This is a genomic window from Streptomyces griseus subsp. griseus (genome assembly GCF_000720255.1).
Classification (GTDB): Bacteria; Actinomycetota; Actinomycetes; order Streptomycetales; family Streptomycetaceae; genus Streptomyces; species Streptomyces griseus_I.
Window position 1 is genome coordinate 1 of the sequence record NZ_JOJE01000030.1, and the last position, 18,243, is coordinate 18,243.

Consider the following 18,243-nt stretch of genomic DNA (forward strand, 5'->3'; position numbering starts at 1 on the left):
CGAGCGCTGTGTGGACGGGATCACCGCCAACACCGAGGCGCTGCGCGCGAGCGTGGAGAACTCCATCGGCCTGGTCACCGCCCTCAACCCGCACATCGGTTACACGGCGGCCACCGACATCGCCAAGGAGGCCCTCGTCACCGGCCGAGGCGTGGCCGAACTCGTCCTGGAAAAGGGTCTGCTACCGGCCGAGCGCCTGGCGGACCTGCTGCGCCCCGAGGTGCTCGCGGGCAGCGGCCCCGCGCCGGTGCTCTGACACCACGGCACCCCGCGTGGAGGCGGTCCGGTGTGTCACACCGGACCGACACGCGGGGTGCCCTCACACCCAGGTATGAAGCGTCCATGACGCGGTGAAGCCGTCGCAGCCCAGCGACGGCGGGAATGTGTGACGCGGCATTCACCCGGGCCTACCGGCCGATCGGCCCAGCCCGCCTCGCCATTCTCCAGAAAGTGCTATCAACGCTCATATGCTGAATTGGCGGTCTTCCCAAACAGGCCGTCTCTGTCTCCTGTCCTGGTGAACGTCTCCCCTACACCCTGCGCCGGGCGGAGCGATGGAATCCTTCGGTGAATCCAGGAGAATTCATGCGTGTGGCCGTGACAGGTGGCGGCGGTTTTCTCGGCTCGCATCTGTGCGAAGCACTTCTGCGGCGCGGCGACCAAGTCGTGTGCCTCGACGACTTCTCGACCGGCGCCCCCGCCAACATCGCCCCCTTCCTCGGAAATCCGGCCTTCGAACTCGTCCGCGGTGACGTCAGCCGGTCGGCCGAGGTCTCTGGAACCGTTGACGCGGTGGCCCATCTGGCCAGTCCCGCCTCGCCCCCCGACTACCTCGCACGTCCGCTGGAAACCCTCGCCGTGGGCAGTCGCGGCACGGAGAACGCGCTGCGCCTCGCGACCCGCCACGACGCCCGCTTCGTCCTCGCCTCCACGAGTGAGGTGTACGGCGATCCCGAAGTACACCCGCAGGACGAGACGTACTGGGGCCATGTGAACCCCATCGGCCCGCGCAGCGTCTACGACGAGGCGAAAAGGTTCTCCGAGGCGCTGACCCAGGCCTATCGGACGAACCGCGGAACGAACACCGGAATCATGCGGATCTTCAACACCTATGGTCCGCGCATGCGCCCGCACGACGGCCGGGTCGTCTCCAGCCTCATCGTCCAGGCACTCGCCGGAGAACCACTGACCGTCTACGGCGACGGAAAGCAGACCCGCAGTTTCTGCTACGTCGACGACCTGGTACGCGGAATCGTCGCCATGCTCGACCAGGACGAACCCGGCCCGGTGAATCTCGGCAATCCCGTGGAACTGACGGTGCTGCAACTCGCCGACCTTGTTCTGAACCTGACGGGATCACAGGCCGAGATCCGGTTTCATCCGCTGCCCGTCGACGACCCCACCCGCCGTCGGCCGGTGATCACACGGGCGTCGGAGCGCCTGGGCTGGAGTCCCGAGATCGACATCGAGGTCGGTCTGCGCCGCACGGTGGAGTGGTTCGCCGCCCGCCCCGACGACATCGCCGCCGCGCTCTCCGCCGTCCGCGGCGGACAACAGGCCGGCGTCGTCACCGCCGAGCCCGGTCCCGTCGGCGCGACCCCCGCCGCGTCGTGACCCAGACGGATTACGACCGCGCCCGCGGCACCACGATCCACGGCGGTCGGCACCTGCCCGCCACCGACGACGCGATGCTGAGAACCCACCTGTGGACCCTCTCATCGGGCAACGTCGTCGACATGCCGGCCGACGGACCGGTCTTCGGCAAGCCGCGCAGGGCGCTCACGCCCCGCACCGTCTCCTGGATCCCCGTCCTCGGCCGCCTCGACCGGACGAAGGTGTCCCTGCTCGCGGTGTGCTGGTGGGCCGCCCTGGTCGTCTTCTGGGAGTGGTGGCTGCGCCCGGAGCACCGGGTCGGCTGGACGGGCTTCGCGGTGAACAGCGCACTGCTGCTGTACCTGTCCGCGCTGCCGCTGTACTTCGTCGTCGTGATGGTCCGGCTGCGCACCTTCAACCCCGCCGTCGAGGTGCCCGGGCTGCGCACCGCCTTCGTCGTGACCCGCGCCCCGTCCGAGCCCTGGGCCGTCGCCCGAGCCACCCTCACCGCGATGCTGCGCCAGGACTTCCCCCACCCCTACGACGTCTGGCTGTGCGACGAGGCCCCGACCCAGGAGATCCTGGAGTGGTGCGAGACCAACGCCGTGCGCGTCTCCTGCCGGCGCGGCGACCCGGCGTACCACCGCGACGCCTGGCCCCGCCGCACCCGGTGCAAGGAGGGCAACCTCGCCTACTTCTACGACCACTGGGGCTACAGCGACTACGACGTGGTCGCCCAGCTCGACGTCGACCACGTACCCCACCCCCGCTACCTCAGCGAGATGGTCCGGCCGTTCGCCGACCCGGCCGTCGGCTATGTCGCCGCCCCCAGCGTGTGCGACGCCAACGCCGGCACCTCCTGGTCGGCCCGGGGCCGGCTGCACCGCGAGGCCACCTTCCACGGACCCATGCAACTGGGCCACTCCGACGGCCTCGCACCGCTGTGCATCGGCTCCCACTACGCCGTACGGACTCGTGCTTTGCAGGACATCGGCGGCCTCGGACCCGAACTGGCCGAGGACTTCTCGACGACGTTCCTGCTGAACTCGGCCGGCTGGCACGGGGCGTTCGCCATCGACGCGGAGGCGCACGGCGACGGCCCCATCACCTTCGCCGCCATGGTCACGCAGGAGTTCCAGTGGTCGCGCAGCCTGGTGTTCATGCTGCTGGGCATGCTCCCCAAGCACCTGCGCCGCATGCCCGGCCGACTGCGGGTCCGCTTCGCGTTCGCCCTCTCCTACTATCCGCTGCTCGCGCTGACCACCACCGCCGGCCTGCTGCTGCCACCGATCGCCGCCGTCACCGGCCACCCCTGGATCAACGTCAACTACGCCGCATTCCTGCTGCACTTCTGGACCATGTCGTTGTTCCTGGTCCTGCTCACCCTGCTGCTGCGCCGACGCGGCCTGCTGCGCCCCGTCGACGCTCCCCTGCTGAGCTGGGAGGGCTGGTTGTTCGCACTGACCCGCTGGCCCTATGTCGCCTGGGGAGCCGCGGCCGCGCTGACGCAGCGCGTACGGCCCAGGAAGGTCGTCTTCAAGGTCACGCCCAAGGTCCGCGACGGTATGGAGCCCCTGCCGCTGCGCCTGATGCTGCCCTACCTCCTGATCACCGTCGTGCTGTCCGGCGCGGCCGTGCTCGGAGAGCTGACCGGCCCCGCGGTCGGTTACGTCTTCCTGTGCCTCCTCGGATCCCTCTCCTACGCGCTCGTCACCCTCGCCGTCGGCGTCCTGCACATCCGGGAGACCGCGCGGTCGGCGGGCGTCCGCGTGCACCGCGCCCTGCGCACGGCCGTCCTGCCCCTGACCGCGGGCCTCGTCGCCCTCGTACCGCTGGCCTGGGCGCTGATGCTGTTCCCCACCTACCTCCGCGGGTTCCTCGCGGGCTGACGCCACGCGCCCCGGACCCTGGAGCCCCGAGCCCCCTGCGACACTCCGGCACGACAGAACAGAACGAGGTACCCGATGCCCGAAACGGTCCTGGTGACCGGTGGCGCCGGTTTCATCGGCAGCCACACCTGCGTCGAACTGCTCGCCCACGGATATGAAGTCGTCGTCGTCGACAACCACGTCAACAGCTCGCCCCGCGCCCTGGAGCGCATCGCCAAGACCGCGGGCCGCCCCCTCACCGCTGCCTACGACACCGACGTGCGGGACCGCGGCGCCCTCGCCGAGGTGTTCGCCGCCCACCGGGTGGACGCGGTCATCCACTTCGCGGCCCACAAGGCGGTCGGCGACTCGGTGGCACGGCCGGTCGAGTACTACGACACCAACGTCGGCGGCACCTGCGCCCTGCTGTCCGTCATGCACGAACACGACGTCCGCCGCCTGGTCTTCTCCTCGTCCTGCTCCGTCTACGGCGACGCCCAGAACGTCCCCCTGACCGAGCACAGCCCGGTCGCCCCCACCAACCCCTACGCCCGCACCAAGCTGATGTGCGAGCGGATCCTGGCGGACGTCTGCGCCCACCTGACGGACATGAAGGTCCTCGCGCTGCGCTACTTCAACCCGGTCGGAGCCCACCCGGACGGCCTGCTCGGCGAGGACCCGCACGGCGTCCCCGACAACGTCATGCCGTACGTCGCCCAGGTCGCCGTCGGCCGACGCGAGCGGCTCAGCGTCTTCGGCGACGACTACCCCACCCCCGACGGCACCGGAGTCCGGGACTACATCCACGTCATGGACGTCGCCGAGGGACACCGGGTGGCCGTCGAGCACCTCGACGACGACACCGGCATGCGGGTGTTCAACCTCGGCACCGGCACCGGCACCTCGGTGCTCGAACTGGTCGCCGCCTTCGCCGAGGCGAGCGGCCGGGACATCCCTTACCGGGTCGTCGACCGCAGGCCCGGCGACGTCGCCGAACTCGTCGCCGACGCGAGCGCCGTGGCCGCCGCCTGGAACTGGACCACCGCCCGCGACCTCGCCGCGATGTGCCGTGACGCCTGGCGGTTCCAGGAACTCAACCCCCGCGGTTACGCCCGCTGAGCCCGTCGACGTCGGCGGCGCCCCAAGACAGGAGGACCTTCATGCGGTTGACCGTCATCGGTACGGGCTACCTCGGCGCCGTGCACGCGGCGTGCATGGCGGACATCGGACACGACGTCCTCGGTGTCGACACCGACACCAGGAAGATCGAGGCGCTCGCGGCAGGCCGGGCGCCCTTCTTCGAACCAGGTCTGCCCGAGATCCTCACCAGGAACACCGAGGACGGGCGGCTGCGCTTCACCTCCTCCCTCCAGGAGGCGGCCGACTTCGGCGACCTGCACTTCGTGTGCGTCGGCACCCCCCAGCGCCCCGACTCCCTCGCCGCCGACCTGCGCCATGTCGAGGCGGTCGTCGACGGACTGGTACCGCTCCTCACCCGCGACAGCCTCATCGTCGGCAAGTCGACCGTGCCGGTGGGCACCACCCGTGCGCTGAGCCGCAGGGTCGCGGCGCGACTGCGTCCCGGCGTAGACGCCGAAGTCGCCTGGAACCCGGAGTTCCTGCGCGAGGGCTACGCCGTCCAGGACACCCTGCGCCCCGACCGGCTCGTCGTCGGCGTCACCTCGCCCCGCGCCGACCAGCTGCTGCGCGCCGTCTACGACTCGATGCTGCGCGCCGGGGTCGCCTACGTCAGCACCGACCCCGCCACCGCGGAACTGGTGAAGGTCGCCGCCAACTCCTTCCTGGCGACGAAGATCTCCTTCATCAACGCCATGGCGGAGGTGTGTGACGCCTCGGGGGCCGACGTGGTCACCCTCGCCGACGCCCTCGGCCACGACGTCCGCATCGGACGCCGGTTCCTGTCGGCCGGACTCGGCTTCGGCGGCGGCTGCCTGCCCAAGGACATCCGCGCCTTCCTCGCCCGGGCCGAGGAACTCCAGGTCGGGGAGGCGGTGTCCTTCCTGCGTCAGGTCGACCGGATCAACCACCGGCAGCGCAGGCGGACCGTCGACCTCGCCCGTCATCTCCTCGGGGGTGCGTTCGCCGGACGGCGGGTCGCGGTACTCGGCGCCACCTTCAAGCCCGACAGCGACGACGTACGCGACTCACCGGCGCTCGCCGTCACCGCGGAGATCGTCGCCGAGGGTGCCGACGTGTCCGTCCATGACCCCGAGGGCCTCGACAACGCGCGGGCCGCGCTGTCAGGGCCGACCTACTGCACGGACGTCATGGAGGCGTGCCGGGACGCCGACGTCGTGCTGCACCTGACCGAGTGGCGCCGGTACCGCGAACTCGACCCGGTCAAGCTGGCCGAGGTGGTCCGGGCGCCGCGTCTGCTCGACGCGCGCAACGCCCTGGACCCGGCGGCCTGGAGGGTGGCCGGCTGGCACGTGCGTGCCCTGGGCCGCCCCGCGCACGTCCCGCAGCCCGGCCCGGGCGACGCCCTGCGGGTGACGATCCCTCAGGCCTTCGGACCGGACTGCACGGCCCCCACACCCAGGGACCCGCTCAGCGGCGCCCCGAAGTAGTCCACCGGCCCCGGGTTCACGCCCAGGCTCCGGAGGTCCACGGCGGCACCGGCCGGCGTGCGCGGGCACCGGGAGGCCAGTGCGCCGCGCGTCGGACCGGCGCCGTAGAGGTTCGGACCGGCCACGGGCAGCGGGACCTGGGCGAGGCAGGGGTCGACGGAGGTGCCGGTCGCGCGCGGGCCCAGCATCTCCTGACCCGTCGCCCGGCGCCAGGCGGCCAGATCGGTGAACCAGGCATCACCCCACTGCAGGCTCCAACTCTGCGGGCTGTGGTAGTCGTTGCCCTGGAAGAGCACGGCCGACGGGTCGAAAGCGTCCTGGGAGGACACGACCGGAGGCCCGTCCGTCGCGAACACGTTGTTGCGCACGGTGACGGAGGCCAGGCTCTGTTCGAGCCGCAGCGCGGGCGCACGGACGACATCGTTGGCCGTGGTCAGTACCGTGTTGTGGTAAATCGCGAGGTTCCTCACCCGCGCGCCGAACGCGACGATGCCGCCGTAGGCCTGGAGCTTGCGGCTGTCGTTGTGGCTGATGTTGTAGCGGATCGTGTTGTCCGTGTGGGCGGTGTTGAGGACGGCGGAGTAGGCCAGGAAGCCGGCCCCGTCGTTGCCGTAGGCCAGGTTGTACTGCATCACCGAGTGCGACACGTTGTTGTCGAGGCCGAATCCGCCCCCGTCCACCTGGGAGCCGGTGTGATTGCCGTACGAGACGTTCCTCTGGAACGTCATCCGCGTCGAGTCGTACGTCCAGATGCCCTCGGGGCCCTCCATCGCGTCCGGTGAGGAGAACTCCCCGTTGTCGTGGGCGACGGACCGCTCGACCACACCGTGCCGGACGCTGCCCAGAACGATGCCGCTACCGGTGTTGCGATGGGCCGCCCGGGGGTCGCCGACGTTCTTGTACGCCGTCACCTCGGACACGGTGATGTCCTCGTGCGCGTAGGCGGGCGCGTCCGCGTCGAAGGCGGGGCCGTCGGCCACGAGGCCCGCGTCCTGGTTGGTGTGCAGCGCGCTGTCGCTGATCACCACGTCCCGGAAGCCCGACCCCTCGGCGCCGCCGTGCAGCCGGATGCCGTTGCTGAAGCCCTTCACCTCGATGCCCGAGACCCGCACGTACGGCAGTTTCCGGCTGCCCGGCAGATCGCTGACGAAGACGATGCCCTCCCGCCTCCGGTAGGCCGCCGCGTCGCCCGCGATCACCAGGTCACGAAGGACGATGCCGCTCGTGTTGTGCACCTCGATCCCGCGTGTCCCGCTCGCCAGGATCATCGCGCGGCCCTTGCCGTACGACTCGATCACCACGGGCTTGCGGGGATCGCCGGCATCTCCCTGGCCGATGCTGATCGTGCCCCGGAACCGCGCGCCGCCCTGGAGCCGCAGCCGGTCGCCCGGCTCGAACCGCAGGGTGTCGGCGCGGCGGAGGGTGCGCCAGGCCGTCTGCGGGGTGCGGCCGTCGGCGCTGTCGTCACCCTGCGCACTGAGGTAGAAGTCCCGTCCGCCCTGGGCGTTCTCCCGCAGGGGGACGTGCGGGGCGGGCATGCTGCATCCGGCCAGCAGCACCGCCGTGGCGCACAGGCCCGCCGCGCCGGCTCTGCTCCTGCCGTCCCGCCGCATCGAGTAGGTGGCTTCGGTGCGTTCGTTCCGCTGGCGCAACATCGCTCCTGTCTGCTCGACGACCGAACGGACCCCGCCTCATGGGGACCGCGCACCTTCACCCTGACGTGCGGGTCCGCGACCGACGGGCCAGCACGCGGAGTTTGGCGTAAGACATGCCTGATTGGACGGCACGACGAGGGTGGCGGGCCCGCAACCCGGCAACCGCCCGCAGCCAGGCGTGCGGCATGATGACGATCATGTCCTCGCAGTTCCAGCCGGTTCTCGACCGCATCGCGTCGGAGATCGCGGGCACCCCGGCACGCGGCCGGCCCGCCGACTACATCCCGGCGCTCGCCTCCCGCGACCCGCGCAGCTTCGGCATGGCCGTCGCCGAACCGGACGGCACCGTGTACGGCGTGGGGGACTGGCGGGAGCCGTTCTCCACGCAGTCGATCACCAAGGTCTTCACCCTCGCCCTGGACCTGGCCCGCGAGGGCGCCGAACTCTGGGAGCACGTGGGTCGCGAGCCCTCCGGCAACCCCTTCAACTCCCTGATCCAGCTGGAGTACGAGAACGGCATCCCGCGCAACCCCTTCATCAACGCCGGCGCGCTGGTCGTCACCGACCGCCTGCACAGCCGTACCGGCGACGCGGCCGGCGAACTGCTGCGGTTCCTCCAGGCCGAGAGCGACAACCCGAGGCTGTCCTTCGACGCGGAGGTCGCCGCATCGGAGGCCCGGCACGGCGACCGCAACGCGGCCCTGGCGCACTTCATGGCGTCCTACGGCAACATCGGCAACCCGGTGCCCGAGCTGCTCGACCAGTACTTCCGCCAGTGCTCGATCACCGCCTCCTGCGCCGATCTCGCCCTGGCCACCACCTTCCTGGCCCGGCACGGCATCCGCGCCGACGGCACCCGGCTGCTCAGCCGCAGCCAGGCCAAACAGGTCAACGCGGTGATGCTGACGTGCGGGACCTACGACGCGGCGGGCGACTTCGCCTACCGGGTCGGGCTGCCCGGCAAGAGCGGCGTCGGCGGCGGCATCATCGCCGTCGTGCCGGGCCGGTGCACGCTGTGCGTGTGGAGCCCGGGGCTGGACGAGCGGGGCAATTCGGTGGCGGGGGTGGCGGCGCTGGACCGCTTCACGACGCTGACCGGGCTGTCGGTGTTCTGAACCCCACGCCCGCCGTGCTGTCCGACCAGACCGGCCGCGGCGCCCAGGAGCAGAACGCCTGCGGCGAGGCGCTGGAGGACCGCGGTGACGGACGCCCGCCTGGAGGTGCCGTCGTCATGGCACCAGCGTTGCCCGGCCGGGCAGAGGCGTCGTGAGCGGGATTCGACCCGGCATCACCCGCCGGTTGCCCACGCGCCGCCGCCCCGAGAGGGCAGCGTCGTTTTCCGGCCACCCGACGTCGACAGGCTGACGGAGTGTTGGCCATGGCTTTTCCCGTCGATCTCCGCCGCTGCCAGGTACTGGGCCTGGCCGGCACCGGCTTCCTCGCGCTGGGCGGTGAGACCGCAGGCGCCCTGCCCGCCCGGGAACTCCTGGCGCCCTCCTCGCCGCACGCCGCCGTCGGCCTGGTCGGCGCGTACTTCGGCGTCGTCCTGCTCATCGCGGCCTGGCTGCTGCTCGGCCGCCTCGTGCGCGGCACCGACCCGCCCGCCCCCCGAGCCCTGCTGCTGGTCCTCGCCGTCTGGGCGGCGCCACTGCTGATCGCCCCGCCGCTGTTCAGCCGGGACGTCTACAGCTACCTGGCCCAGGGCGCCATGGTGGACGCGCACATCGACGTATACACCCACGGCCCCGCCCGGCTCGGCGGCCCCCTCGCCGACGAGGTCGCCCCGCTGTGGCAGCACACCGCGGCCCCCTACGGCCCGGTGTTCCTCGCCCTCGCCTCCGCGTTGGCCGGCCTCACCCACGGCGAACTCCCGGCCGGACTCCTCGGCATGCGGCTCGTCGCCCTGCTCGGCGTGGCCCTGATGGCGGCCGCCCTGCCCCGCCTCGCCCGGCACTGCGGCGCCGACCCGGCCGCCGCGCTGTGGCTGGGCGTCCTCAACCCGCTGGTGCTGCTCCACCTGGTCGCGGGCGCCCACAACGACGCCATCATGCTCGGCCTGCTCGGCGCGGGCCTCGTCGCCGCACTCGGCCGGTGGCCCGTTCTGGGCGCCGTCCTCGTCACCCTCGCCGCCCTGGTCAAGGCACCCGCCGCGCTCGGTCTCGTGGCCCTCGTGGTGCTGCGGATGCGCGCGGGCCACCGCCCCGCACGGGCCGTCCTGTCGACGGCGGCCGCGTCCGCCGCGACCACCGTCGCCGCCACGGCGGTCGCGGGCACGGGGTACGGCTGGACAGGCGCTCTGGACACCCCGGTCTCCTGGCACAACTGGGCCCTCACCAGTCTCCTCGGCCGGGCCACCGGAGCCCTCCTGGAGAGGTTCGGCAGCGACCTGGCGCCGCTGGCCGTCCCGGCCTGGCACGTCCTCGGGCTCGCGGTCACCGCCGCCCTCGTCCTCGCCATATGGTGGCGCGGCCACCGGCGCCCCGTGTACGCGCTGGGCCTGAGCCTGGCGGCGGTGGCCGCCTTCGGGCCGGCCATCCGCCCCTGGTACGCACTGTGGGGCCTGTTCCTCATCGCCGCCGCGGCCCCGAGCGCCTCGACGCGGCACCGCACGGCCGCCCTGACCGGCGTGCTCGCCCTCGCCGTCCTGCCGAGCGGCGGCCCGGCGGACACCGGCCAACTGGTCCTGGCCGTCTCCGGCGGAGCGCTCGCCGCGGTCGTCCTGTGGCAGGCCCACCAGACGGCACAGGCTCCGGCGCTGGGAGGGCGTACGGCATGACGAGGGCGTATGACATGAAGGGTCCTCGGACCGACCGCGGCCGTCTTCTCCTGGTGCTGGCTCTCGGCATCGCGGTCACCGTGTTCACCGCGACGGTGCCGCTGCTGCGCGACTGGTTCGACCTGCGCGTCTACTACGGCACGGTCGACAGCTGGACCCACCACGGCGGACGGATCTACGACTACCGGGTGCCCGGTACGACGTACGGCTTCACGTATCCGCCGTTCGCGGCGGTCGTGATGCTGCCGATGGCGTGGACGGGACTGCATACGGCGATCGCGGTCGCACTGCTGCTCAATGCGGCGGCGCTGGTCCTGGTGATGCGCCTGCTCACCGGACGGGCGTGGCGGCGGCACGGCTGGTACGGCTGCGTGCTGGCCCTGTGCGCCCTGGCCCTGTTCGAACCGCTGCGCGACACCTTCAGCTTCGGGCAGGTCAACGTCCTGCTGCTGGCCCTCGTCCTCGTCGACGGGTGGCTGCTGGCCACCGGGCGCGGCCGCTGGGCGGGAGTGGGCATCGGGCTGGCCGCCGCGATCAAGCTGACGCCCGCGCTCTTCATCGGGCTGCTGCTGGTGGCCCGCAGGTGGCGCGCCGCGGTCGCCGCGACGGTCGTCGCCGCCGCGGCGACCGGGCTCGCGGCCCTGGTGGCCCCGGACGCGTCCCTTTTCTACTGGACCCGGGCCCTGTGGGACACGACCCGGGTGGGCCGCCTCGACTACGTCTCGAACCAGTCGTTGCAGGGCGTCCTGGCCCGCCTCGGTGAGCCGGGCCGCGAAGTCTGGGCGGCGGTGGTCCTGTTGGTGCTCGGGGTGTGGGTGTGGCGGGCGCGCCGGGCCGTGGCGGCGGGGGAGTGGCAGGCCGCGTTCGCCCTCACCGGGCTGACGGCCTGCCTGGTCAGTCCCATCACCTGGGTGCACCACCTCGTGTGGCTGCTGCCGAGCTTCGCCGTACTGCTGCGCGCCGGACACCCGCGCGTCGCCGGCGCGCTGTACGCGGTGCTGTGCAGCAGCGTGGTGTGGCTCTGGTTCGACGACGCGTCGGGCGTGGACGGCTTCATCGGCGGCAGCGCCTACGCCTGGATCACCCTGGGCCTGCTGCTGTGGCTGCCGGTCGGTCAACTCCCCTCGGTGCGTACCCCCAGGAGCCGCAGCGCCACCGCCACGGCGGCCGCGCCCAGAGCGGCGGCACCAACGATCGCCGCCGCCTCCGGCCAGCCGGCCCCGCCGTCCGGGGCGACCGCCGCCGCGATCGGCAGCGTGACCGGCCCCTGCCGGGGCGTGGCCCGCAGCGCGTCCAGCGATCCCACCGGTTCCACCCGCTCCGCGGCGGCGAACCCCCAGTCGAGCAGCGCCCGCGCCTCCTCGTACACGGCGAACCCGCCGCCCGCCTGAGGGTTCATCACCGTCACCACGAGAGTGCGCCCGCCCCGGCGCGCCGCGGCGATGAGCGTGTTGCCCGCGTTGCTGGTGTAGCCGTTCTTGATGCCGATCACACCGGGATACCGCTCGACCCCGCCGGCACCGGTCAGCAGTCGGTTGGTGTTCAGGATCCGGTACGTACCGCCGCGGCCCGGGAACGTGGCCTCGACCGTGCCGCAGTACCGTGCGAAGTCCGGGTTGCGCAGCCCCGCCCGCCCGAACACCGCGAGGTCGTAGGCCGACGACACCTGGCCCGGGGTGTCGTAGCCGTCGGGGGAGAGGACGTGGGTGTCGCGGGCGCCCAGGGAGCGGGCCTTGGACTGCATCCTGGCGGTTGTGGCGCGCCAGCCGCCGTTGAGCGCGGCCAGGACGTGCACGGCGTCGTTGCCGGAGTTCAGGAAGACCCCGTGCCACAGGTCGTCCACCCGGTAGGCATGTCCCTCGGCGACCCCGACGAGGCTGCTGCCCGGCCCCACGTCCGCCAACTCCGCCCCGCTGACCAGGTGCCGGACGCCTCCGGGCAGGACCGGCAGCACGGTGAGGGCGAACAGCGTCTTGAGGGTGCTGGCGGGCGGCAGTCGGCGGTGCGCGTCATGCGCCGCGAGCACCGCGCCGCTGTGGGCGTCGGCCACCAGCCACGACAGGGCGGAGACCTCCGGGACCCTGGGTGCCCCGGTGCGCGGGCGGACCTGTGTGCCGTGGCGCTGGAGCAGCGAGGGACGCGGGAGGGCCGCCCTGGGCCGGTCCGGCGCACCGGGGTCCGTCCCGCCGCGCACGGCCGCCGCGGCGGGAGCGAGGGCCAGGACGCCCGCCGTGCAGACCGCGCAGGTCGACGCGGCCACCCGGGATGAGAATCCGATAGTCATATGATCAACGTAGAAACGGACCTCTCCGGCACCACGCCGACCGCGCCGAACACCCCACGCGAGCACCCGGATGCCCCACACGAACCCGTCACCGGCGTGGGGCGTGGGGGTTACCGGGCTCCCGCGGCGCGCAGCAGTGCCGTGGTCTCGGGATACGGCCCCTTCTGCGCCCAGTCCAGCGGCGACAGGCCCGTGCCCCGGTCCTCCCGCAGGTTCGGATCCGCCCCGTGTCCGAGGAGCGCGCGCACCGCCTCCGTGTGGCCCCAGCAGGCGGCCCCGCACAGCGGAGTGCCCTCCTGACCGTGTCCGCTCTCGGCATCGGGTGGAGCGCCGGCCGCCAGCAGGTCGCGGACGATGTCGGCGGCACCGTGCACCGACGCCGCGTAGAGAGGCGTGGTGCCCTCGACGTCGGGCGTCCCCGGATCGGCCCCGGCTCGCAGCAGCGCGCGCACCTCGGTGCCCCTGCCGAGCATCGCCGCGAAAACCAGGCGCTTGGTGAGCTTCTTCTGGCGTCGTCTGTTCACGATCACCGAGACTAGTGACCCCTGCCGCGCCCGCCGCGGTGGGCCGGGCGCCGCACGCGCGCCGGCCCGACGGGCCGGGACATCACCCGGGTGCGAGTCAGAGGACGCGCCAGGCGACGGCGTACGGCTGGGCGAACTGGGTGATCCGGAAGGCGCGGACGACGACTTCGGCCTCCCCGGCGGGGATGTCCCGCCAGTGCACTTGTTCGACGTTGTTGACGCGGTCGAACCCGGGATCCGTGCCCATGTTGCCGTGGCGTTCCTGGCCGCCTGCGCGGACGATCAGATCGAGGTCGTTCTGCAGGGCCGGGCCAGGGGGGTCCGTCCAGACGAGGGTGACCTTCAGGGTGCTGGGCGCGCCCTCGGGGATCGTGATGCCGAACGCGCGCTCTTCTCCCTGGTCCAGTTCCTTGGCGTCGGTGAAGCCCGCCCGGCCGGCATCGGTCGGCAGGACGACGGCGCGCTGGAGGTTGACGATGCCGAAGCCCGAGCTGTTGTTGGGCGAGGGGCCCGCCTCGGAGGGGACGTACTGGCCCTTGAGCTCATCGGCACCGTTGATCAGCATGGCCTTGATGAGCGCGGCACTGGGCTTCACAGTGCCGTTCTTCACCAGCGTCTCGCGCAGCACCGCCACACAGCCGGCGACCAGCGGGGTGGCCATGCTGGTGCCGCTGTCGAACATGAACGCGGGGTCCGTGGAGACGCCGAAGCGACCGTCGTCGGGCGCGATCCGCGAGCGCGTCGAAAGGATCGCCGTGCCGGGAGCGACCAAGTCGGGCTTGGGCCGTCCCTCCTGGGTCGGGCCGCGGCTGCTGAAGGCCGCCATCCCGGCGGGGTTGTCGGCCATCCTGTCCCCGCGGATCGGCGGGGCGGGGTAGGAGAGCGGCCTCAGGTCGTCATAGGTGTGAGGGATCTGGGGGCGGTCGCCCTCGCTGGCGCCGACCGTGATGACGTTCTTGGCCCCGGTCTCCCCGCTGACGGCCCTCAGGTTGACACGACCGTCGCCGTCGCGGTCCGTACCGTCGTTGCCGGCGGCGAAGCAGATGACGAAGTCCTTGTTGTCCCAGACGAACTGGTCGACCTCGCGCGCGCTCTTGTTGTACGGAAGCCCCGGAGTGGTCGGACCCCACGAGTTGGTGTGGATCCGCGCCCCGTCCTCCAGGAAGGGCGGCTCGAACAGGTCACGCAGGTTCCGCGGGATGCCGGACAGCGAGCCGTCGTCGGCCAGCAGGGACTGGAGGACCAGTCTCGCCTCGGGTGCCGTGCCGGTGATGGCTCCGCCCATCGACTGTGACGTCCCGTCGCCGAGGACGGAGCCGGCCACATGGGTGCCGTGCCCGTCGGGGTCGTCGGTCCGCGCGGGGCTCGTACGGCCCAGTGCGACCAGGCGCTTGACCCGGCCGGTGAATGCGGGGTGCACATTGGTGGCGGACCCCTTGTCGAACCCGGTGTCGGCGACACACACGATCTGGCCCTCGCCCCGGAACTTCGTGCCGTTGAGAGACACGTGGGCGTGCATCAGGTTCCCAGCGACGGTGTTGTACAGCACCCTCTCCGGGACTTCCTCGATCCCCTTCACCTCGTCGAGCCCGGCCAGCTCGGGCAGGTCCTCCTCACGGACCGTCATGCGTACCTTGTCGCGGTCGGGCTCGATGTCGCCGGTGCTGACACCGGCTGCCGCCGCGATCCGGTCCCGTAGCGTGTCCGAGCTCGCCTCGACGTCCTCGTGCAGCACGATGTCGACGGTCCGGGTCCGGGGACCCACCGCCTCCATGGGATCGGCCAGCACGGCGACCCCCGGGCGCAGCCGCTTCGACCGGAGCGACGGGGCGATCTTGAAGCCCTTGAAGTACACGTCCGCCCAGGCCACGAAGGGCAGGGCGCGCACGGCATCCAGCTCCGTGGGCCGGAAGCCGCACAGATAGGTGTCGTCCGGAACGTATTCGTGGATCACCACCCCGAGCGCCGCCAGTTCTTCCTTCTCCTCGGCCGTGGGTGGGTGTGTGGTCTGGACGAGCAGGTAATTGGACGCGGAGGCGTCCTCGGACACCAGCGACGCGGTGGCCAGGTCGTCGGCCTGGGCCAGCGGGTCCATCGTCACGCCGTTGATCGTGATACGGGACATGCCGAACTCCCGGAGGGTGTGGGGAAGCCGCGCACCGGGCAACCATGGGGCCCCGGCACTGCCCACGCCCACATCGTCGAAGCCCGTCCGAACCGGTGGCACGCCGAGGTGCGTGGTTTTGCTTCCGTTCGCCAACACGCTAGGCGGGCGACTGTGCACCTGCACGTCGAGCCGGGGTGGTGGCCCCCATCCGGGCTCGCTGTCACTCCGGACGGCGCTCGACAGCAGCGCCGGCCTGCGCCTCCATCAGCGACCTGATACCAACCTCAGGCCGGGGCACCCGGCAGGGTGGGCTGGATCCGGCGCAGGAACGTCGCGTTGTCCGGGGACTGCCGCATCCGCTCCAGAAGGGTCTCCAGGTTCGCCTGCCCGTCGCGGGTCCGCAGGGCCCGCCGCAGTCCGCGTACCGCGGTCAACTCGGTGGGTGCGAGGAGGAGTTCCTCGCGGCGGGTGCCCGAGGGAGTGATGTCGACGGCCGGGAAGACACGGCGTGCGGCGAGTTCGCGGTCCAGTCGGAGCTCCATGTTGCCGGTGCTCTTGAGTTCCTCGAAGTAGAAGTCGTCGGCTCGGGAGCCCGTTTCGACGAGGGCGGTGGCGAGGACGGTGAGGGAGCCGCCCTCCTCCGCCAGGCGGGCGGCGCCGAAGAACCGCTTGGGGCCCTGCAGCGCGGCCGCGTCGACTCCGCCGCTCAGGGTGCGCCCGCCGGCGGCGGCCGCGTTGTTGTGGGCCCGGCACAGCCGGGTGAGCGAGTCGAGGAGGATGACGACGTCCTCGCCGGCCTCGACGAGCCGCTTGGCCCGCTCGACGACCAGCTCGGCCAGCCCGATGTGCTGCTTCGGTGCCCGGTCGAAGGTCGAGGCGTAGACCTCGCCGCGCACGGAGCGCCGCATGTCGGTGACTTCCTCGGGGCGCTCGTCGAGCAGCACCACCATCAGACGGCACTCGGGGTGGTTGCCGGCGATCGCCGCCGCGAGCTGCTGGAGCAGCACGGTCTTGCCGGTCTTGGGCGGCGCCACGACCAGCCCGCGCTGCCCCTTCCCGACCGGTGCGACCAGGTCGACGACGCGTCCGGTCAGCCCGGACGCCGGGTGTTCGAGGCGGATGCGCTCACGGGGGTGCAGCGGTGTGAGGTCGCGGAAGTGAGGGCGGCCGCGCAGCTCGTCGAGCGTACGGCCGTTGACGTACGCGACCTCGGTCACGGAGTTGCGCCCACCACGCACGCCGTCCACCAGGTCGCCCTTGCGCAGGCCGTGGCGGCGGATCAGCGCGGGCGAGACCTGCGGGTCGGCGGGCGTGGGCAGGCAGTCCGTGGAGCGCAGGTGCCCCTTCCCGCTGCTGTCGATGTCGAGGACACCGGTCACCGGCTGGGGCTGGGGGTGGGCCTGCTGCTGTACGGGAGGGTGTTCGAGAGCGGTGGTCATGAAGACGGGTCCTTTCCAGGACGGGCGGCATGAGACATGCGGGGGGAAGAGGAGAGAGACACGTGCCTCGGCATGGCGCAAGAGCGCTGCTCACGAGGTGTGCGGGGAAACTGACCGCATCAGCCTGAACCGGCCTGCGGATCAGCGGACTGAAAGGAAGACGGCACCGGCGCCCACGACGGGGCGTGCACGAGTGCTGTCGGCAGCGTAACACCTGACGCTGTTCCACGACACAGGTCGTTCTGGTCCGTTCAACATCGCCCCGGTCTCTCCTGTTCCCCCGCCGTACAACGCGAGCGGGGCGCCACGGGCCGCGGAGAGGGCCCGTGACGCCCCGGCAGGGGTGCAACGGCGACGACTGAGGACGTCGTCGTCAGGAGTGCGCGGAGGATCGAGCCTCCGCCTCCTTCGCGATCTGCTCGAATCGTGCGCCCATGGCCGCCGCCAGGGCCTGTGCGCCGGACAACGGGCGGACCATGACGGTCAGTTCGTCGATCAGTCCGTTCTCGTCCAGATGGATGAAGTCGCAGCCGCTGAGCTCCCGGTCGCCGACCCGCGCCGTGAACACCAGCGCGTGGTCGCGGCCGTCGGCGCCGGTGAGCTCGCGCTCGTACCGGAAGTCCTCGAAGACCTGTGACACCGCCCGCAGGATCGCCGCGGTGATCGCCCTGCCCGGGTACGGCTTGAACACGACGGGACTGGTGAAGAGCACGTCCTCGGCCAGCAGTGCCTCCACCGCATCGAGATCGCCCGCCTCGACCGCCTCGCGGAACGCGCGCATCGAATCACCTCATAATCAATTAGTTGAGTAGTCTCGTTGAGAGTAGTCACCTGCTGTTACGGTGTCCACATGTCCCTCAGGTACGCCGTCCTCGCCGCCCTGCTGGAGGGCGAGGCCTCGGGATACGAGCTGTCGAAGGTCTTCGACGTGTCCCTGGCCAACTTCTGGCCGGCGACGCCCCAGCAGCTCTACCGCGAACTGGAGCGCCTCGCACAGGACGGACTGATCGAGGCCCGTGTCGTGCGGCAGGAGCGACGGCCCAACAAGCGGATGTTCACGCTCACCGAGGCCGGCCGACAGGATCTGCGGGCCTTCGCCGAACGGCCGCCGCGTCGGCCCACCGCCATCCGCGACGAACTCCTCATCAAGATCCAGGCGATGGACGGCGGAGACCCGGAGACGACCCGGGCCCTCATCGAGGAGCGTATGACCTGGGCGCGCGGCAAGCTCGACCGCTACCTCCGGGTCCGTGAACGCCTCCTCGACGGCCGCACCGAGGACGAGTACCTGAGCGAGGCCGACCGCATCGGGCCGTACCTGACACTGATGGCCGGCATCTCCTTCGAGGAGGAGAACGTGCGCTGGTGCGAGCGCGTACTCACCGTTCTCAAGCAGCGCGTCGCCTGAG

The 18,243-nt window shown here is 71.7% G+C and carries 13 protein-coding genes and 2 pseudogenes; 9 read left to right on the forward strand and 6 right to left on the reverse strand.

The window, feature by feature from the left end:
- The 5 genes and pseudogenes from aspA to IG99_RS31040 form a co-directional block, all read left to right on the forward strand.
- Window positions 1–256, forward strand: a pseudogene (gene aspA, locus IG99_RS31020) (aspartate ammonia-lyase); the annotation flags it as partial.
- Window positions 257–585: 329 nt separating this feature from the next.
- Window positions 586–1,614 carry a UDP-glucuronic acid decarboxylase family protein gene (locus IG99_RS31025; RefSeq protein ID WP_078948010.1) on the forward strand — a complete coding sequence of 343 codons (1,029 nt, stop codon included), beginning with the start codon at window positions 586–588 and terminating at the stop codon, window positions 1,612–1,614.
- Entirely contained in the window at window positions 1,611–3,482 is a 1,872-nt protein-coding gene (locus tag IG99_RS31030; RefSeq protein ID WP_037679789.1) for a glycosyltransferase, read from the forward strand. The genes IG99_RS31025 and IG99_RS31030 overlap by 4 nt, the downstream gene beginning before the upstream one ends.
- A gap of 75 nt (window positions 3,483–3,557) precedes the next feature.
- Complete coding sequence (gene galE, locus IG99_RS31035; protein WP_037679792.1) at window positions 3,558–4,580, forward strand: UDP-glucose 4-epimerase GalE; 1,023 nt, start codon at window positions 3,558–3,560, stop codon at window positions 4,578–4,580.
- 41 nt (window positions 4,581–4,621) lie between these two features.
- Window positions 4,622–6,049, forward strand: a complete 1,428-nt coding sequence (locus IG99_RS31040; protein WP_037679795.1) for a UDP-glucose dehydrogenase family protein — start codon at window positions 4,622–4,624, stop codon at window positions 6,047–6,049.
- On the opposite strand, the gene IG99_RS31045 is transcribed toward IG99_RS31040, so the two are convergent.
- Window positions 5,983–7,704, reverse strand: a complete 1,722-nt coding sequence (locus tag IG99_RS31045; RefSeq protein WP_078948011.1) for a right-handed parallel beta-helix repeat-containing protein — start codon at window positions 7,702–7,704, stop codon at window positions 5,983–5,985. The genes IG99_RS31040 and IG99_RS31045 overlap by 67 nt on opposite strands.
- 185 nt (window positions 7,705–7,889) lie before the next feature.
- Here IG99_RS31045 and IG99_RS31050 point away from each other — a divergent pair, with 185 nt between their 5' ends.
- From IG99_RS31050 to IG99_RS51750, 3 genes are all read left to right on the forward strand, one after another.
- Window positions 7,890–8,819, forward strand: coding sequence for a glutaminase (locus tag IG99_RS31050; protein ID WP_107056066.1), 930 nt, complete (start codon window positions 7,890–7,892; stop codon window positions 8,817–8,819).
- Between the two features lie 263 nt (window positions 8,820–9,082).
- Window positions 9,083–10,480, forward strand: a complete 1,398-nt coding sequence (mptB, locus tag IG99_RS31055; protein ID WP_037679797.1) for a polyprenol phosphomannose-dependent alpha 1,6 mannosyltransferase MptB — start codon at window positions 9,083–9,085, stop codon at window positions 10,478–10,480.
- Between the two features lie 14 nt (window positions 10,481–10,494).
- Window positions 10,495–11,871 (forward strand): glycosyltransferase 87 family protein, encoded by a 1,377-nt coding sequence (locus tag IG99_RS51750; protein ID WP_037679798.1) that lies wholly within the window; start codon window positions 10,495–10,497, stop codon window positions 11,869–11,871.
- A gap of 59 nt (window positions 11,872–11,930) precedes the next feature.
- Here IG99_RS51750 and IG99_RS50625 read toward each other — a convergent pair.
- The 5 genes and pseudogenes from IG99_RS50625 to IG99_RS31085 form a co-directional block, all read right to left on the reverse strand.
- Window positions 11,931–12,764: pseudogene (locus tag IG99_RS50625) on the reverse strand (D-alanyl-D-alanine carboxypeptidase family protein); the annotation flags it as partial.
- A 110-nt stretch (window positions 12,765–12,874) separates the two neighbouring features.
- Window positions 12,875–13,288 (reverse strand): ankyrin repeat domain-containing protein, encoded by a 414-nt coding sequence (locus IG99_RS31070; RefSeq protein WP_037679995.1) that lies wholly within the window; start codon window positions 13,286–13,288, stop codon window positions 12,875–12,877.
- Window positions 13,289–13,385: 97 nt separating this feature from the next.
- Window positions 13,386–15,413 carry a S8 family serine peptidase gene (locus IG99_RS31075; RefSeq protein WP_037679801.1) on the reverse strand — a complete coding sequence of 676 codons (2,028 nt, stop codon included), beginning with the start codon at window positions 15,411–15,413 and terminating at the stop codon, window positions 13,386–13,388.
- A gap of 266 nt (window positions 15,414–15,679) precedes the next feature.
- Window positions 15,680–16,834, reverse strand: a complete 1,155-nt coding sequence (gene rho, locus IG99_RS31080) for a transcription termination factor Rho (protein ID WP_037679803.1) — start codon at window positions 16,832–16,834, stop codon at window positions 15,680–15,682.
- Between the two features lie 373 nt (window positions 16,835–17,207).
- Window positions 17,208–17,615 carry a nuclear transport factor 2 family protein gene (locus IG99_RS31085; protein ID WP_037679806.1) on the reverse strand — a complete coding sequence of 136 codons (408 nt, stop codon included), beginning with the start codon at window positions 17,613–17,615 and terminating at the stop codon, window positions 17,208–17,210.
- A gap of 69 nt (window positions 17,616–17,684) precedes the next feature.
- Here IG99_RS31085 and IG99_RS31090 point away from each other — a divergent pair, with 69 nt between their 5' ends.
- Window positions 17,685–18,242 carry a PadR family transcriptional regulator gene (locus tag IG99_RS31090; RefSeq protein ID WP_037679809.1) on the forward strand — a complete coding sequence of 186 codons (558 nt, stop codon included), beginning with the start codon at window positions 17,685–17,687 and terminating at the stop codon, window positions 18,240–18,242.
- Window position 18,243 lies beyond the last annotated feature (1 nt).

What these genes read in the sequence shown, in the direction of transcription:
- mptB (WP_037679797.1), top strand. Translation starts at nt 9,083, where the DNA reads ATGGCTTTTCCCGTCGATCTCCGCCGCTGCCAGGTACTGGGCCTGGCC.
- IG99_RS31025 (WP_078948010.1), top strand. Translation starts at nt 586, where the DNA reads ATGCGTGTGGCCGTGACAGGTGGCGGCGGTTTTCTCGGCTCGCATCTG.
- rho (WP_037679803.1), bottom strand. Translation starts at nt 16,834, where the DNA reads ATGACCACCGCTCTCGAACACCCTCCCGTACAGCAGCAGGCCCACCCC.
- IG99_RS31050 (WP_107056066.1), top strand. Translation starts at nt 7,890, where the DNA reads ATGATGACGATCATGTCCTCGCAGTTCCAGCCGGTTCTCGACCGCATC.
- IG99_RS51750 (WP_037679798.1), top strand. Translation starts at nt 10,495, where the DNA reads ATGAAGGGTCCTCGGACCGACCGCGGCCGTCTTCTCCTGGTGCTGGCT.
- IG99_RS31045 (WP_078948011.1), bottom strand. Translation starts at nt 7,704, where the DNA reads ATGTTGCGCCAGCGGAACGAACGCACCGAAGCCACCTACTCGATGCGG.
- IG99_RS31040 (WP_037679795.1), top strand. Translation starts at nt 4,622, where the DNA reads ATGCGGTTGACCGTCATCGGTACGGGCTACCTCGGCGCCGTGCACGCG.
- IG99_RS31090 (WP_037679809.1), top strand. Translation starts at nt 17,685, where the DNA reads ATGTCCCTCAGGTACGCCGTCCTCGCCGCCCTGCTGGAGGGCGAGGCC.
- galE (WP_037679792.1), top strand. Translation starts at nt 3,558, where the DNA reads ATGCCCGAAACGGTCCTGGTGACCGGTGGCGCCGGTTTCATCGGCAGC.
- IG99_RS31085 (WP_037679806.1), bottom strand. Translation starts at nt 17,615, where the DNA reads ATGCGCGCGTTCCGCGAGGCGGTCGAGGCGGGCGATCTCGATGCGGTG.
- IG99_RS31075 (WP_037679801.1), bottom strand. Translation starts at nt 15,413, where the DNA reads ATGTCCCGTATCACGATCAACGGCGTGACGATGGACCCGCTGGCCCAG.